The 15,837-nt window shown below is 58.6% G+C and carries 16 protein-coding genes; 11 read left to right on the top strand and 5 right to left on the bottom strand.

Annotated elements, in window-relative coordinates; genetic code table 11:
* Window positions 1-64 precede the first annotated feature (64 nt).
* Window positions 65-1,687, top strand: coding sequence for a methyl-accepting chemotaxis protein (locus tag CKW23_RS16800; RefSeq protein ID WP_095068019.1), 1,623 nt, complete (start codon window positions 65-67; stop codon window positions 1,685-1,687).
* Between the two features lie 74 nt (window positions 1,688-1,761).
* Window positions 1,762-2,958, top strand: a complete 1,197-nt coding sequence (locus tag CKW23_RS16795) for an HD-GYP domain-containing protein (RefSeq protein WP_025259999.1) — start codon at window positions 1,762-1,764, stop codon at window positions 2,956-2,958.
* 107 nt (window positions 2,959-3,065) lie between these two features.
* Here CKW23_RS16795 and CKW23_RS16790 read toward each other — a convergent pair whose 3' ends face one another.
* Together CKW23_RS16790 and CKW23_RS16785 are read right to left on the bottom strand one after the other, a co-directional pair.
* Window positions 3,066-3,446: a RidA family protein gene (locus CKW23_RS16790; protein WP_025259998.1), complete on the bottom strand. Its 381-nt coding sequence runs from the start codon at window positions 3,444-3,446 to the stop codon at window positions 3,066-3,068.
* A 90-nt stretch (window positions 3,447-3,536) separates the two neighbouring features.
* A complete protein-coding gene (locus CKW23_RS16785) occupies window positions 3,537-4,370 on the bottom strand; it encodes an IclR family transcriptional regulator (RefSeq protein WP_095068018.1) in 834 nt (277 codons plus the stop codon).
* A 245-nt stretch (window positions 4,371-4,615) separates the two neighbouring features.
* Here CKW23_RS16785 and CKW23_RS16780 point away from each other — a divergent pair, with 245 nt between their 5' ends.
* From CKW23_RS16780 to moaA, 9 genes are all read left to right on the top strand, one after another.
* Entirely contained in the window at window positions 4,616-5,644 is a 1,029-nt protein-coding gene (locus tag CKW23_RS16780) for an ABC transporter ATP-binding protein (RefSeq protein ID WP_095068017.1), read from the top strand.
* Window positions 5,641-6,513, top strand: a complete 873-nt coding sequence (locus CKW23_RS16775; RefSeq protein WP_025259995.1) for an ABC transporter permease — start codon at window positions 5,641-5,643, stop codon at window positions 6,511-6,513. Before CKW23_RS16780 ends, CKW23_RS16775 begins: the two co-directional genes overlap by 4 nt.
* Before the next feature lie 3 nt (window positions 6,514-6,516).
* Window positions 6,517-7,311, top strand: a complete 795-nt coding sequence (locus tag CKW23_RS16770; RefSeq protein WP_095068016.1) for an ABC transporter permease — start codon at window positions 6,517-6,519, stop codon at window positions 7,309-7,311.
* Between the two features lie 24 nt (window positions 7,312-7,335).
* Window positions 7,336-7,626 (top strand): (2Fe-2S)-binding protein, encoded by a 291-nt coding sequence (locus CKW23_RS16765; RefSeq protein WP_025259993.1) that lies wholly within the window; start codon window positions 7,336-7,338, stop codon window positions 7,624-7,626.
* Window positions 7,623-8,996, top strand: coding sequence for an NAD(P)/FAD-dependent oxidoreductase (locus CKW23_RS16760; RefSeq protein WP_095068015.1), 1,374 nt, complete (start codon window positions 7,623-7,625; stop codon window positions 8,994-8,996). The genes CKW23_RS16765 and CKW23_RS16760 overlap by 4 nt, the downstream gene beginning before the upstream one ends.
* On the top strand, window positions 8,993-10,177 hold the full coding sequence (locus CKW23_RS16755) for an FAD-binding oxidoreductase (protein WP_025259991.1): 1,185 nt from the start codon (window positions 8,993-8,995) through the stop codon (window positions 10,175-10,177). Before CKW23_RS16760 ends, CKW23_RS16755 begins: the two co-directional genes overlap by 4 nt.
* On the top strand, window positions 10,174-11,226 hold the full coding sequence (locus CKW23_RS16750) for an ABC transporter substrate-binding protein (protein WP_025259990.1): 1,053 nt from the start codon (window positions 10,174-10,176) through the stop codon (window positions 11,224-11,226). Before CKW23_RS16755 ends, CKW23_RS16750 begins: the two co-directional genes overlap by 4 nt.
* A gap of 143 nt (window positions 11,227-11,369) precedes the next feature.
* Window positions 11,370-12,722: a sodium:proton antiporter gene (locus CKW23_RS16745; RefSeq protein ID WP_095068014.1), complete on the top strand. Its 1,353-nt coding sequence runs from the start codon at window positions 11,370-11,372 to the stop codon at window positions 12,720-12,722.
* An 89-nt stretch (window positions 12,723-12,811) separates the two neighbouring features.
* Window positions 12,812-13,810, top strand: a complete 999-nt coding sequence (gene moaA, locus CKW23_RS16740; protein ID WP_025259988.1) for a GTP 3',8-cyclase MoaA — start codon at window positions 12,812-12,814, stop codon at window positions 13,808-13,810.
* A 144-nt stretch (window positions 13,811-13,954) separates the two neighbouring features.
* On the opposite strand, the gene CKW23_RS16735 is transcribed toward moaA, so the two are convergent.
* From CKW23_RS16735 to CKW23_RS16725, 3 genes are all read right to left on the bottom strand, one after another.
* Window positions 13,955-14,464: a chalcone isomerase family protein gene (locus CKW23_RS16735; protein WP_025259987.1), complete on the bottom strand. Its 510-nt coding sequence runs from the start codon at window positions 14,462-14,464 to the stop codon at window positions 13,955-13,957.
* Window positions 14,465-14,649: 185 nt separating this feature from the next.
* Window positions 14,650-15,237 (bottom strand): peroxidase-related enzyme, encoded by a 588-nt coding sequence (locus CKW23_RS16730; RefSeq protein WP_025259986.1) that lies wholly within the window; start codon window positions 15,235-15,237, stop codon window positions 14,650-14,652.
* Complete coding sequence (locus CKW23_RS16725) at window positions 15,234-15,758, bottom strand: CMD domain-containing protein (RefSeq protein WP_095068061.1); 525 nt, start codon at window positions 15,756-15,758, stop codon at window positions 15,234-15,236. Before CKW23_RS16725 ends, CKW23_RS16730 begins: the two co-directional genes overlap by 4 nt.
* Window positions 15,759-15,837 lie beyond the last annotated feature (79 nt).

The raw sequence follows: 15,837 nt of genomic DNA, 5'->3' as shown, positions 1-15,837 counted from the left end.
GATATTACGTTGCCATGCGATTGATGTTGGCTGCTGCTCTATGGTGAGCAAAGAGGATCCAAAAATGAAAACAAGAAATATCCGATTGAACACCCGCGCCTTTCTCAGTTTCGGCATTATCTGCCTGCTTCTTATAGGCTTGGGGACAACGGTCATTTACAAGATGGACAGCCTGCATGACTCGGTCAGCAAGTTCCAGACCGATCTGCTGCCCAGCGTAAGGCAGGCAGGCAAGATCGAAAGCGCTGGCCTGCTCTACCGCCTGGATGCCCGGCGGTTCGTGATGGACGAAGAAAGACAGGGCAGCGCGTCCATCGACAAGTTGAAGGGTCTGAAAAACGCATTGATTCAGATAACCGACAGCTATGCTCCCATGGTATCCAGCGAAACCGAAGAACAGGCTTATCGTCAGGTCAAAACCAATGTCCAGGCCTATACCGCCAAGATCGACGAGTTGATGGAACTCAGCAAGACCAAGACCAACAACGAACTATTCATCTTTATCCGCGACACCAGCAGCCCACAGGCCAAGGCCCTGCAATCGTCCATAGAGGCTTTGATTGAGGTCAATGTCAAAGGCGCGGAAAAGTCGAGTGACACGGCAAACAAGGCTTATGAAAACGGACTGACCGTCACCATCGCGTTTATTGTTATCGCCGTTATTCTGACTGTACTGGTCGCGACCGTGTTTACCCGTAGCGTTGCCCGCCCCGTCAAGGCTCTGCTTGAAACCACTAAACGCATTGCCGAAGGCGATTTGCGTACGCACGTAGAAATTACCGGTGCCGATGAACTGACCGAATTGCAAAGTGCAACGGCAACCATGCTCGCCAGCCTGAAAAGTACCATCCAGCATATCTCCGACTCCTCCGGCCTCCTGGCTTCGGCGGCAGAGGAAATGAGCTCGATCACTCAGGAATCGACACATGGCATCCAGCGTCAATCCATGGAAACCGAACAGGCAGCCACTGCCGTCAATGAGATGACTGCCGCCATCGAAGAAGTTGCCCGCAATGCGGTATCTGCCTCGGAATCCACCCAGGCTTCGGAACGCTCGGCCAAGACCGGGCAGGAATGCGTCAGCAAGACCATAAATGCACTCGAAAAACTCAGCTCTACGGTCGACCGCACCAGCACAGAAGTCGAAGGGCTGGCCAATCAGGCCCAGAACATCACCAAGGTGCTGGATGTCATTCGCGCCATTGCCGAACAGACCAACCTGCTGGCACTCAATGCGGCCATCGAAGCAGCCCGTGCCGGTGAGCAGGGTCGTGGCTTCGCAGTGGTTGCCGACGAGGTCCGGGCACTGGCTCATCGCACTCAATCCTCGACCCAGGAAATCGAGCAGATGATTCAGAGCATCCAGAAGGACTCGACTCTGGCTGTGCAATCCATGAAGCAAAGCAGTGAGGAAGCCGATGCCACCTTGCTGATCGCCCAGGAATCCGGGACCGCGATAAAGGAAATCACCACTGCCATTTCCCAGATCAACGAACGCAACCTGCTGATCGCTACGGCTTCCGAAGAACAGGCCCATGTAGCGCGGTCCGTCGATCAGAACCTGGTCAGCATCAGGGACCTGTCGGTGCAAAGCTCTTCGGCTGCCGATCAGACCTCAACTGCAAGCCAGGAGCTTTCAAGACTGGCTGTCGATCTGAACCGACTGGTTTCCCGGTTCTCTGTCTAACTATCGAACTCGTCTGAACACTACAGGGATGAATGTTCTGCTGATTCACGATCAAGCCAAAGCAGGTATTTATCGTGCTGAAACACATTCCCGTCACCGAGCTTCGCCTCGGCATGTATGTCCACGAACTGTGCGGCTTGCGCGCCGACCACTCCTTCTGGACCAGCAGCTTTCTGCTCAAGCATGAAAGCGATCTGCAACGCATCCGCAACTCCAGCATCACCCAACTGTGGATCGATGGCAGCCGGGGGCTTGATATACAACCTGTCAGCCTCTCAGAGGCCCCTTCACTAACCGATGGCCAGGACCAGACTTGCGCGCTGGAAGAAGAAATCGGCTACGCCCGGGAGCTTTGCGCCCGCTCCAAAGCCGCCGTTGTCAGAATCTTCAGCGATGTACGCATGGGCAGGATCGCGGAACTGGAAGACATGGGTGACCTGATCGACGATATTTCCGACTCCCTGGCCCGTCATCCCGATGCCCTGCTCAGCCTGGCCCGCCTTAAAACGGCGGATGAATACACCTACATGCATTCGGTGGCGGTGGGCGGATTGATGATTGCCCTGGCACGTCAACTGGCACTGCCTGAAAGCCTGGTCAAGGAAGCCGGCATGGCAGGCCTGCTGCACGATGTCGGCAAACTGGCGATACCTGCGGCCATTCTCGGCAAGCCCGGCAAACTCAGCGACGAGGAATTTGCAATCGTGCGCAAGCATCCGGAAATCGGCCACCAGTTACTGGGCGAAAGCAAACACTTCAGCCCCAGGGTGCTGGATGTCTGCCTGCACCACCACGAACGCTTCGATGGCAGCGGCTATCCCGACCGGCTCGCCGGTTCACAGATCAGCCTGTTTGCACGCATGGGTGCCATCTGCGACGTCTACGACGCCATTACTTCCGACCGCCCTTACAAGACCTGCTGGAGCCCGGCAGAGTCCATCAGCAGAATGGCCGAATGGACCGGGCATTTCGACGAGAAGATATTCCAGGCCTTCGTCAAATGCGTCGGCATCTACCCGGTGGGCTCACTGGTGCGTCTGGAAAGCGGCAACCTGGGCATCGTCATGGAGCAGAACAAGGCTTCACTGCTGACACCCAAGGTCAAGGTGTTCTACTCGGCCCTGTGCAAGATGCCCATTGCCCATACCCTGATAGATCTCTCCATACAGGCTGGCGAGGACAGAATCGTCAGCCGCGAGTGCGCGAAGAGCTGGGGCTTCAAGAACCTGGACCATTTGTGGGCGGGGTCGCCTGAAAGCGTGGCGCATTGAATCTTTGGCGCCCTAGGAGCGAATTCATTCGCGAGAGGCGCGTTGAAATCCAAGGAAGATGTATCGCCTTCAATGACGTCTCGCGAATGAATACGCTCTTACTGGCGTTATGCCTTGGCCGCCATCGCCGTCACTTCCACTCGCATCCCTTCAACCGCCAGAGCTGCCACGCCGACAGCGGCACGCACTGGCCAGGGCTTGGCGAAGAAACGCTGGTAGACCTCATTGAATGCAGCACGGTCAGCCATGTCGGTGAGGTAGATGGTCAGGTGCAACACCCGGTCCATGGAACTGCCCGCACGCTCCAGCGCAACCTTGAGTGCCTGCAAGGTGCACTCGCTCTGCTCGACGATACCGCCCAGCTCCAGGCTGCCGTCGGCGCGTGTGGGAATCTGGGTGGAAACCAGCAAGCCACCGAAACCGGCAACGTCGGAAGAAATGGATGTGGCGTCGGGATCGGGGGTGAAGGTGATGTCCTGGTTGGCCATGAGAATCTCTTGATCAGTAGTAAGACTGGCATGTGGTGTCACGCCTTTTCGCGCTGCAGTTTACACACTTCAAAAAACGACATGGCCACTCTACCCCAACCCGAACACCTGACTCGGCCGCCTCAGCGAAGGATCAAACGGGTTGATCTTTGCAGTGATGGCGCTGGCTTCGCGCTTGAGCAGTTCGACCACGGTCATGAGCCGGTCCGGCCCCAGCCGGTCGCTGATAGTCGCCACGCTCAAGGCTGCGACGGCACGGCCGGTGCGATCGAGAATGGGGACGGCCAGTCCTGCCATCCCGGGCAAGGCGCCGGTATTACGGGCTGCATAACCCTGGCGCCTGACGTTTTCGACTTCCGAGCGCAGAAAGACTTCGTCGTACAGGTGGAAATCCTTGAGCCGTGGCAGGTTGTAGCGAATGACGGTGTCGCGCTCTTCCTCAGGCAGGAAGGCCAGGATCGCCAGGCTGCCCTGCCCCACACCCAACGCCACACGCCCACCGATATCGCCGGTGAAGGTACGTATAGGATATGGCCCTTCGCTGCGGTCCAGGCAGATGGCATCAAAACCGCTGCGCGCCAGCAGAAACAGTGAATCCCCCAGAGACGCCGACAGCCTTAACAACCCTGGCCGTACCAGGTCGCGCAGATTACCGGCATTACCGGCCCTGGCCGCCAGGGCGAAGAACTCGATGCTCAATCGATAGCGTTTGCTGAGTACATCCTGCTCGACCATCCCCTCGTCCATAAGGCTGCGCAACAGGCGATGAGTCGTGGGCTGGGAAAGGCCGACTTGCTGGGCCAGTTGCGTGACTCGCTCGCCTCCTTCGGGACATTCGCCCAGACAACGCAGCACGGCAAACAGGCGGGAAACAGCACCTGTACCGACTTCTTTTGATTCTTCATTCCGATCAGTGGAATTCATTGCCAATTTTCCAAACATTAAATTCATTAAATGAATAAATTCAAAAAAAGATGTTATTCAGTGAAATTCTCCATTGAGTGCATCCTAGCCTTCGTCCTACTCTCGGTCCACAAGGGCGATTTGAACAATCATCGGTAGCCGACACAGAGCGAGCACCCCGTCCACGCAACTGCATGATCTCACTTCGCATCTGCCCACGATAAACGCGTGCTTCGGCACGCACGTAGAACAAGGTGCAAGCAGATATGGCATTTCTCCAGCTTGAAGGACTATCAAAACGCTACGGCTCCATCGATGCCGTCATCGCCACCCACCTGGCGGTAGAAAAAGGCGAGTTCGTTTCACTGCTTGGCCCCTCAGGCTGCGGCAAGACCACCACCCTGCAAATGATCGCGGGCTTTGTCGACGTCAGCGCCGGACGCATTGTGCTGGACGGTCGCGACATCACTCATGCCAAGCCCAGCAGCCGAGGCCTGGGCGTGGTGTTCCAGAGCTACGCGCTGTTCCCGCACATGAGCGTTGCCGACAATGTCGCCTTTGGTCTGCGCATGCGCAAAGTGCCAGCGGCAGATATTCAGCGGCGAGTAAGCCGGGTACTGGAGCTGGTTCGCCTCAGTCAGCATGCCGCTCGCTATCCTCGCGAGCTGTCAGGCGGGCAACGTCAGCGTGTCGCACTGGCCCGGGCGCTGGTTATCGAGCCGCCCGTGCTGTTGCTCGATGAGCCGCTGTCCAACCTGGACGCCAACCTGCGCGAGGAAATGCAGTTCGAAATCCGACGCATCCAGAATGAGGTCGGGATCACCACGCTGATGGTCACCCACGATCAGGCCGAAGCGCTGTCCATCAGTGATCGTGTTGTTGTCATGCAGGCCGGTCGTATTACCCAGATCGACGAGCCTTACACACTCTACGAGCACCCACGCACGCGCTTCATTTCCGGCTTCGTCGGCAAGGCCAACATGCTGTCGGGTGATCTGGATGAAAGCGGTTTGCCTCAGGTGCGGGTGGCTGGCGGTGAGGGTGCCCTGACCCTGAGCCTGCGCCCGGAAAAGATCGACCTGACAGAGCCCGGCACAGGCCGCCTGCAAGGCCGGATAGTCACCCGTTATTTTCTTGGCAGCCAATGGCTGTACCGCATTGAAACCGAGATTGGCGAGCTGACCGTTGTACGCCGCAACAATGGCCAGCCGCCGCTGCCGGAAGGCTCAGCCGTTGGCATGGACTGGCAGACCGAACTGCTGCGCGTGCTCGATACCGATGAGGTACACCCATGAGCCCGCTGAAGGAAATACGCCAGGGCGGGCGTGGCTACTGGCTGTCAGCGCCCGCACTGGCGCTGTTCATCGGCCTGCTGATCCTGCCTCTTGGCTTGACACTGGTGCTGTCGTTCAACGTTTTCGACTACGAAGTCGGGGTCAAAAACGATAGCTACACACTGGCCAACTACATCGCCGTCCTGACTGATTCGTACTTCTACGAAATCTTTCTGCGCACCTTCTGGATCAGTGCGCTGGTCACCCTGCTCTGCGTGCTGATCGGTGTGCCGGAAGCCTACATTCTCAGTCGAATGGGTACGCCTTGGCGTTCGATATTCCTGATTCTGATCCTCACTCCCCTGCTGATTTCAGTCGTGGTCCGCGCCTTTGGCTGGAGCCTGCTGCTAGGTGCCGACGGCCTGATCAATCAAATGATCCAGGCCATGGGCGGACGCCCGGTCAAGCTGCTCTATACGCCGTTCGCCGTCATTATCGCCCTGGTGCATGTGATGCTGCCGTTCATGATCATTCCTGTCTGGACCTCGCTGCAAAAGCTCGATCCGGCTGCCGAACAGGCTGCCCTGTCGCTGGGTGCAAGCCAGGCCAAAGTCATGCGCCTGGTGGTTCTGCCTCAAGTCATGCCAGGCGTGCTGTCCGGGACTCTGATCGTCTTCGGGCTGGCCGCCAGCTCCTTCGCAATTCCCGGCCTGCTGGGTGGTCGACGTTTGAAAATGGTCGCCACGGTGATCTACGACCAATACCTCTCGGAGCTGAACTGGCCCATGGGCGCGACCATTGCGGTGGCGCTGCTGCTGGTGAACCTGCTGATCATGCTGTCGTGGAATCGCATGATCGAAGGCCGTTATAAAAAATCCCTGGGGGAATGATCCATGTCCAAGAACGGTCCTCTGGCCTTGTCATTTCATACGCTGGTCGTGGTGTTCATGCTCGCGCCACTGGTGGTTGTATGCCTGGTGGCCTTTACCCCGGAAAACACCCTGAGCCTGCCCACCACCGACTTCTCGCTGCGCTGGTTCAAGGCGGTTTTCGAGCGGGCGGACTTCATCGACTCGTTCTATAACAGCCTGATGCTGGCCTTCGTTTCTGCCACGCTGGCCACCCTGATTGCCGTGCCTGCTGCGCTGGCCATCACTCGCCATGAGTTCCCGGGGCGCAACTTTCTCAATGCGCTGTTCCTGTCGCCGATCATCATTCCGCATCTGGTGCTGGGCGTGGCAATGCTGCGACTGTTTGCGCTGATGGGTGTCAATGGCAGCTTTACATGGCTGATCCTGGCCCACGTGGTGGTGATTACGCCTTATGTGTTGCGACTGGTGATCGCCGCCGCCATCGGCATCGACCGCAGCGCCGAACAGGCTGCCGAGTCATTGGGTGCAAGCCGCTTCACGCTGTTTCGCCAGATTACCCTGCCGATGATCCTGCCTGGCGTCGCCGGAGGCTGGCTGCTGGCATTCATCAACAGTTTCGACGAGGTGACCCTGTCGATCTTCGTCACCTCGCCAGCGACCCAGACCCTGCCGGTGCGCATGTACGTCTACGCCACCGAATCCATCGACCCGATGATGGCCGCCGTTTCCGCGCTGGTCATTGCGCTGACCGCCGCCACCATGATTCTGCTCGACCGGGTCTATGGCCTGGATCGCGTACTGGTCGGCAAACATTAACTTCAGGCCCGGAGCGCATATTCAATGGCATTGCTGAAACGACTGGTCGAACTCGACCGTCCGGCCCTGTCCTTCACCCTGGATGGCCAGCCCGCCAGCGGGTTGCAAGGCGATACATTGCTGACCGCCGTACTGACGGCGAGCGAGCATCTGCGCGGCAGCGATTTCAGTGCAGAACCCCGTGCAGGGTTCTGCATGATGGGAGCCTGCCAGGAATGCTGGGTACGCTTGGGAGACGGGCAGCGGGTGCGGGCCTGCTCGACCCTGTTGCAAGCCGACCAGATAGTCAGTCGCGAACCGGGGCGTCAGTCATGAGCACAGACACTGACCTCAGAAAGGTCGTCATCATCGGCGCAGGCCCTGCTGGCATCCGGGCGGCGCAGACCTTGCTCGAACATGGCGTAAAACCCTGCCTGATCGACGAAGGCCTGCGCGGCGGCGGGCAGATTTATCGCCGCCAGCCGGAGAACTTCAAGCGCTCACCCAAGGACCTGTACGGCTTTGAAGCAGGCAAGGCGGTTACAGTGCATAAGGCCATGGACGATCTGGCCGACAGCATCGACTATCGTGCGCAGACACTGGTCTGGAATGCCGAAAACGGCAGGCTCGACACCCTGAGTCAGTTGCGTGCCGGGCAGATCGACTTCTCTCAAGTGATTGTCGCCACCGGTGCAACGGATCGCATTCTCCCCGTTCCAGGCTGGACACTGCCAGGTGTCTACAGCCTGGGCGCTGCGCAAATCGCCTTGAAGTATCAGGGCTGTGCCATCGGCGAAAACGTTGTGTTGGGTGGCAGTGGCCCTCTGCTCTATCTGGTGGCTTATCAATATGCCAAGGCCGGGGCCAAAGTCGTGGCCGTGCTCGATAGCGCCCCCTTCAGCGCACAATGCCGGGCCTTGCCTGCCTTGCTGAATCAACCGGCCACCCTTGCCAAAGGCCTTTATTACCGGGCATGGCTGACGGCTCATGGCATACCGGTGCATCAGGACGCGACACTGCAGCGTATCGAAGGTGAGAAGCGCGTCACTGGCGTGCGTTGGCAACACAAGGGCCAGCAAAAGCAGTTGACGTGCGATGCCGTGGCCTTTGCCCATGCCTTGCGCAGCGAAACCCAACTGGCGGATATGCTCGGCTGCACATTCGGCTGGAGCCCGTTGAACCGGGCCTGGCTGCCGACACGCGACAATGCGGGACGCAGCAGCGTCGCAGGCGTTTATCTGGCAGGTGATGGTGCTTCAATAATGGGCGCCGATGCTGCACAGATGAGCGGAGAGCTGGCAGCACTGAGCCTGCTTGAAGACAGCGGGCACTCTATCGACCAGGGCCGCCTCTCAACCCTGCAAAGCAGACTGCAGAAGATCGAGCACTTTCGCCTGGGACTGGAGACGGCCTTCCCGTTCCCTGTCGAGTGGGCCGCCAAAGTGCCCGACGAAACCATCATCTGCCGCTGCGAAGAAGTCAGCGCAGGCGAGATCAGAGCCACAGTGCAAGAAGGCCATTGGGAGATCAATCGGGTCAAGGCCATGTGCAGGGTCGGCATGGGGCGTTGCCAGGGCCGCATGTGTGGCATGGCTGCGGCGGAAATCATTGCCCGGGAAAGCCATCGCAGGCTGGACAACATTGGTCGACTGCGCGGCCAGGCTCCGATCAAACCGCTGCCGTTCGGCCTGGAGACTGAAGCATGAGCCGCCCCATGGAAACCGATGCGTTGATCATTGGCGGCGGCATCGTCGGCGCCTCTGCTGCGCTGATGCTTGCACTCAAGGGCAAGCGGGTAACGCTGCTGGAGCGTGACTTCTGCGGCTCACACTCCAGCGGAGTCAATTACGGCGGCGTCAGGCGCCAGGGTCGGCCTTTGTCCCAACTGCCTCTGTCACAGCGGGCCCACGAGCTATGGGGAATCCTGCATGAATTGATCGGCAGTGACGGTGAGTACGTGCGTTCCGGGCACCTGAAACTGGCCCGCAACGAACAGGACATGAATGCCTTGCGCGCCTACGAACAAGCCAGCCGGGCCTTTGGCCTGGGCCTGCAACTGCTTGATCGCACACAGTTGCTGGCTCGCTACCCCTGGGCCGGTGATGTCGCCGTAGGCGCCTCACTGTGCCCGGACGACGGGCATGCCAACCCGCGCCTCGTATCACCGGCCTTCGCCCGTGCGGCGCACAAGGCAGGTGCGCAGATCTTCGAGCAGGCTCAGGTCATCGACGTGGAACATGACAGTCAGGCGTTCATCGTCCGCACAGCCAGTGGCCTGCAATTGCGCGCTCCCTGGCTGCTCAATTGCGCCGGTGCATGGGCAGGTACGCTGGCGGCACAATTCGGTGAACCCGTGCCCATGTATTCGGGTTATCCCGCCATGCTGGTGACCGAACCACTGCCCATGTTCATGGATGTCAGCACCGGGGTCGAAGGTGGCGGTATCTATGCAAGGCAGGTGGCCAGAGGCAATTGCATCCTGGGCGGCGGTCAGGGATTCGCCCAGGACCCGTTGCGCGCCCGACCGGGACAGGCAGCGATTCTGGACATCCTGCGCAACGCCGTCGAACTCTACCCGCCACTGGCTGGCGCCCACGCCATCCGCACCTGGAGCGGCACCGAGGGCTACCTGCCCGACCGTGAACCGGTGCTCGGCCCCAGTCTGCACCAACCCGGCCTGTTGCACGGCTTCGGCTTTGCCGGCGCGGGCTTCCAGATTGGTCCGGCAGCTGGCGAAGCCCTGGCCGAATGGGTCTGCCATGGTCGGTCATCGATTGCCATCGAAGCCTTTTCCATCGGCCGCTTCCAGATCCCGGAAACACCAGCCATTACCCCCGTACTTGCCAGCAACGTCATTCCAATACACAGAGGAAGGTCGCCCAAATGAAGATTGCCAAACGTATCGCACTCTCAGGCCTGTCATGCCTGCCACTCACCGCCCTGCTCGCTTCGCAGCCTGCACTGGCTGAAACGACGCTGTACCTGGGCATGAACGGCGGAACCATGGAGCGCCTGTATGCCGATCATGTGCTGCCGGCTTTTGAAAAGGCCAACAACGTCAAGGTCGTGATCGTGCCCGGCACTTCTTCGGACATCTTGGCCAAGGTTCAGGCCAGCAAGGACAATCCGCAGATGCACCTGATATTCCTTGATGACGGCATCATGTATCGGGCCATTTCCATGGGCTTGTGCGATACCTTGCAACCCAGCGCGGCATTGGCCGAATTGCCCCCTCAGGCCAGAATCAAGGATCAGGCTGCCGCCGTGAGCCTGGGTGTGACAGGCTTGGCCTACAACACCCGCATGTTCAAGGAAAAAGGCTGGAGCGCTCCTGCTTCCTGGATGGATCTGGCTGACAAGCGCTTCAAGGACAAGGTCGTGTTCCAGTCACTGGCATCCTCGACCTTTGGCCTGCATGGCTTTCTGATGTTCAACCGTATCCAGGGCGGCACCGAGAGCAACGTCGAACCCGGCTTCAAGGCCTGGCCGAAAACCATTGGCCCCAACGTGCTGGAATACATCGCCAGTTCGGCAAAAATCTCCGAGATGGTACAGACCGACGAGGCCGCCCTATTTCCCCTGACACCGACTCAGGTCACGGCCCTGAAAATCAAGGGTGTGCCCGTGGAATACGCACAGCCCAGGGAAGGCGCCGTGGTGTTGAACGTCGCCGAATGTGCCATCGCCAAAAACAACCAGCCGCAACTGACCCAGAAGCTGGCAGCCTACCTGCTGACCGCCGAAGCTCAGGCCCCGGCCCTGGAGCTTGGCGACCAGATCCCGTCCAACCCCAATACGCCCACCACTGACAAGACCCGCGATCAGGTCCAGGCCATGAAGAAATACCTGGAAACCGCCGTGACCATTGACTGGGATCAGGTCAACCAGATTCGTCCCGAGTGGAATGCACGCTGGAGTCGCAGCATCGAGCGCTGAAACTCAGCGCGAATGAGTGCGCTGGCGTCCCGCACCACTCATTCGCGTCTCCCACTGTCAGATTCCTTCAACTAACCCGCCACCCCACAGTCACACCCTCATGCGCCCTACTTTAAGGACGATATGGCGATGGGCGTGATTCCATGAGCTTCACTATCTGCATGACTGTGCTCGGCGCGTTGTTGATGCTACTGGCACTGACCTCATCCTTTTTGCGCTGGTTGCCAGTCACGACGTCGGCGGTGTGCCTGGCGTTCGGTTTCGCCATTGGGCCGATGGGGCTGGATATGCTGAAGCTGGACGTCCATGAAGCCAGGCACTGGCTGGAGCGTCTGACCGAGGTTGCAGTGTTGTTTTCGCTGTTCAATACCGGGATCAAGTTGCGACAGCCGCTGCGCAGCAAAGCCTGGCATTCGGCGTACTGGCTGGCCGGCCCGGTGATGCTTGCCACGATTGCTGGTACGTGCCTGGCTGCGCATTACCTGTTCGGTCTGTCATGGGGCATCTCGCTGCTGCTGAGTGCCATGCTTTCGCCCACCGATCCGGTGCTGGCCGGGCTGGTTCAAGTGACCAATGCCCAGGATCAGGACCGCCTGCGCTTCGGACTTTCCGGCGAAGCAGGCATGAACGATGGCACGGCGTTTCCGTTCGTGATCTTTGCCTTGCTGTATATGAGCAATGGCGGGCTGGAAGCCGGATGGATTCAGCACTGGGTACTCAAGAGTCTGGTCTGGGGCGTACCGGCCGGCATGTTGATCGGCTACGGCATGGGCCGTGGCGTCGGGCATCTGATGATCTTCCTGCGGATCAGGAATTCAGACAGCACCACTTCACCCAATGACTTTCTCGCACTGGCCTTGATTGCCTTGTCTTACGTGGTGGCAGAAGGCGCAGGCGCCTTTGGTTTTCTCTCGGTATTCACTGCAGGGTTCGGCTTGAGACAGGCAGAGGCGCGCATCACTCAATCCCACGTTCCCTCGGAGCATGTTGCTCAGCCGGTGATTGGCCATATGACCGCCAATCAGGAAAAGGCCACGGTCGCCGAGGGCGAGGACCTGAGCGAGTCGCAATTGGCTGCCGGAATCATGATGGGGGATATGCTGGCATTCGGCAGTCTGATCGAACGCTCCATGGAGGTACTGTTGATTACCCTGCTGGGGGCAGCTCTGGCGTTGTACTGGGACTGGCGAGCCGTTGGTCTGGGTCTGGCCCTGTTTTGCATCATTCGTCCGGCCAGCGTCTGGCTGCTGGTGGGCAGACGCCTGCTGGACCGGCGCCAGAAGGCTCTGGTCGGCTGGTTCGGCATACGTGGAATCGGCAGCCTTTATTACCTGTGCTTTGCCTTGACCCACGGTTTACCGCAAGATGCAGTCCATACCGCCATAGGGATGACGTTGTCGGTGGTTGCGTTGAGTATCCTGCTGCATGGCATTAGCATCCAGCCTTTGCTGGAGCATTACGAACGTCGCTCGGCAGGCGATAGCAAGACGCCATAGATCCAGTCGATCATGTCATCATCACAAGCGATTGGACTGCGGCAATTGGACTCAGCAAGCTTACGGCTACAGCATATTGAGAAGGTGAGATGTCAGATCCCGTCCTGATGGACCGTTTTGCACGCAAAGTCGATTATCTGCGCATGTCGGTCACCGACCGGTGCGATTTTCGCTGCGTGTACTGCATGGCCGAAGAGATGACATTTCTGCCTCGCCAGCAGATCCTGTCCCTGGAAGAAATCCACCAGATTGCCGAACGCTTCGTTGCCCTGGGTACCCGCAAGATACGCCTGACCGGTGGCGAGCCGCTGGTACGTGCCGGTATCGTCGACCTGTGCAAGCGCATCGCCGCCCTGCCCGGCCTGCGGGAACTGTGCATGACCACCAATGGCTCTCAACTGGACAAACTGGCCAGGCCGCTGTTCGACGCCGGGGTCACTCGCCTCAACATCAGCCTTGATAGTCTGGACCCGCAACGTTTCCGGGAAATGACACGCACCGGCGATCTGAGCAAGGTGATTGCCGGGATCGACGCTGCCAATGCTGCCGGTTTCACCCACACCAAGCTCAATTGCGTAGTGATGCAAGGCCGCAACGATCATGAGATCAATGATCTGCTGGCCTTTGCTATCGACCGCAAGCTGGACGTTTCCTTTATCGAGGAAATGCCCCTGGGCATCATCAGCGAACACAGCCGCGCCGAGTCGTTCTATTCCAGCGATCAGGTACGCGAGCGCATCGCCGAGCGCTACACACTGGTTTCGTCCACCGACTCGACCCAGGGCCCTTCACGCTACTGGCGTCTGGCCGAAGCCCCTGATATTCGCATCGGCTTCATCTCCCCCCACAGCCATAACTTCTGCGGCACCTGCAACCGCGTGCGCCTGACGGTTGAAGGCCGGCTGCTGCTGTGCCTGGGCAACGAGCATTCGGTTGACCTCAAAGCCGTGCTGCGGGCCAACCCCGGCCAGCCCCAAAAGCTGGAAAAGGCCATAGTCGATGCCATGCAGCTCAAACCATGGAGCCATAACTTCACGCTTGATGACAATGTGCAGGTCGTGCGTTTCATGAACATGACAGGCGGCTAGTTACCAGGACGACAGAAGTGATACCGGCCTGAAACACAAAGAACTCATTAAAGACACAAGCCCAATGAAACAGCTGGTTTCATTGGGCTTTTTGTTTGGCAATTGGTCAACGAAGGACACATTCATAAAAGCTTTACTGAGGCGTCATTTACCCAGCAATTGCTCACGTAAATCGGGGTTGCGGGTCTTGGGGTCCAGCCAGATGGAGAAGAACGCCTTGGCGAACTCGCTATCCTGGACCACATGCTGCAGCTTGGGGCCTACATAGAAGCGCGCTTCACGTCCCGGCAGGTAGACACCGGTGATTTTCATGCCTGGCTGAACATCGACGAAAGACTGCTGCATCTGCTGACGCCACACGGACAACTGCTGATCGCTGACGGCAGATCCGGAAATACGCTGGATCTCATCGATGCTGGCATCCACCAGGTCTTCCCGGTCGATGTCGCGATGATAAGTGAGCTCCAGCGCCATGGGAGCATCCGCCACAAACGGCTTTGCAGGGCTCCAAAGACGGGCCGAATAGATACGGAATCCAAACACACTGAAGTCGCCGGAACCGACGACACGGGAATCAGGCAATGCTTCACGCCAATCGGCAAATGCGCTGCCGCTGAGCAGAAGCACCAGCCACAACCAGCGCGACGCGATCATGTGAAGCCTCTGTGGTGCCTGCGGGATGACCCACAGGTAGAAAGATGGAAGAGCCAGTGGCGTGGTCTATACCGTAAACGGCAATGTCAGCGCCACGCCAGCTGGCTCTGCTGTAAAAGCTATACTACAGCGGTAATTTTGTACAACACTCGGACAAAGTTTTTTATCAAAAATGAAACAATCTTTCACACTGCTGGATAAAGCGGCTCACCCAGATTGAGCATCAACCGGTTGGCCCAGGCAAAAATGGAAATGGCGTGGATCAGATCCAGTACCTGTCCATCATCGAGCCCCTGCTCACGCAACGGCCTGATATGTTCGGCGCCCAAGGCAGCCGGGGCCAGGGTCAGATCAATTGCAAAGCGCACAATGGCCTTTTCCCGTTCCGTGGTTCCCGACGTCTGTGGATCGGCAAATATCTGCGCAATCACATCATTGCGCTTGGCCAGTTGCTCGAAACGCTGGGCATGCACTGAAGCACAATAAACACACTGATTGACTCGTGACACGACGGTACTGGCCAGTTCGCGCTCCGCACGGGACAAACCGCCCGGCGCATACATGATCGCGTTGAACGCAACGGACCGCTGACGCAGGATCTGCGGCTGATGGACCAGTGTCAGGTAGTAATCCGACGTCTTGGCCTGGGGATGGCTCTCTTCCAGCACCGCCAGTTGCTCCGGCGTGGCGCTGTCCACTTGCACCGTGGGCAACCAGGCCTTCCAGCCCAACACTTCGTTGGTAAATCCGTTGCTGCGAATGGGCTCGCTCATTGTGCTTCTCCCATGGCTGACAAGGCACCAAGGCCGGCCGCCAGCCGTACCTGATACGACAGGAACGCAATCAACTGCGCCAGCACCACGATTTCAGACGAAGAGAGACCCGCGGCCTGCAGGACCTGCAAAGCAGCACGATCGCCTTCGACCGGCGACTCGATCAAGGTCCGGGTGAACACCAGAATCGCCGACAGACGCACATCGCTGAGCGCTTCGATGGAGCCGGAATCAATGGCGGCCACCAGTTCCGGTTCGACATTCAGCACCTGCAACTGCTCAAGGTAGTAGCCTGCCAGCAAGGCGTTTGGTGTCAGATGGCTGGCGTAATACGCCACCAGCAGACGCTCGACGAGGGACAGATTATCTTGAAGCGCCGGGTCGAAAAACAGCTCATGACTGCCCTGCGTTGCCGCCACGACTTTGTCACGGGCATGGCGCACCTTGTACAGACCGGTTTCAGGCTCGATGCCCAGCAAGGTATCCAGGACATCGAGGCCCGGTTCTACAGTTGAGGTCATATTCATTCCCATCAAAATCATGAATTAACAAGTAGGAGCGAATTTATTCGCGAGAGGCCCAAGAGCATCTGGCGCCTTC

The organism is Pseudomonas sp. Irchel 3A18, assembly GCF_900187465.1.
GTDB lineage: Bacteria > Pseudomonadota > Gammaproteobacteria > Pseudomonadales > Pseudomonadaceae > Aquipseudomonas > Aquipseudomonas cichorii.
The sequence above is the reverse complement of the archived record's forward strand: the minus strand, read 5'-3'. Positions and strand labels throughout refer to the sequence as shown.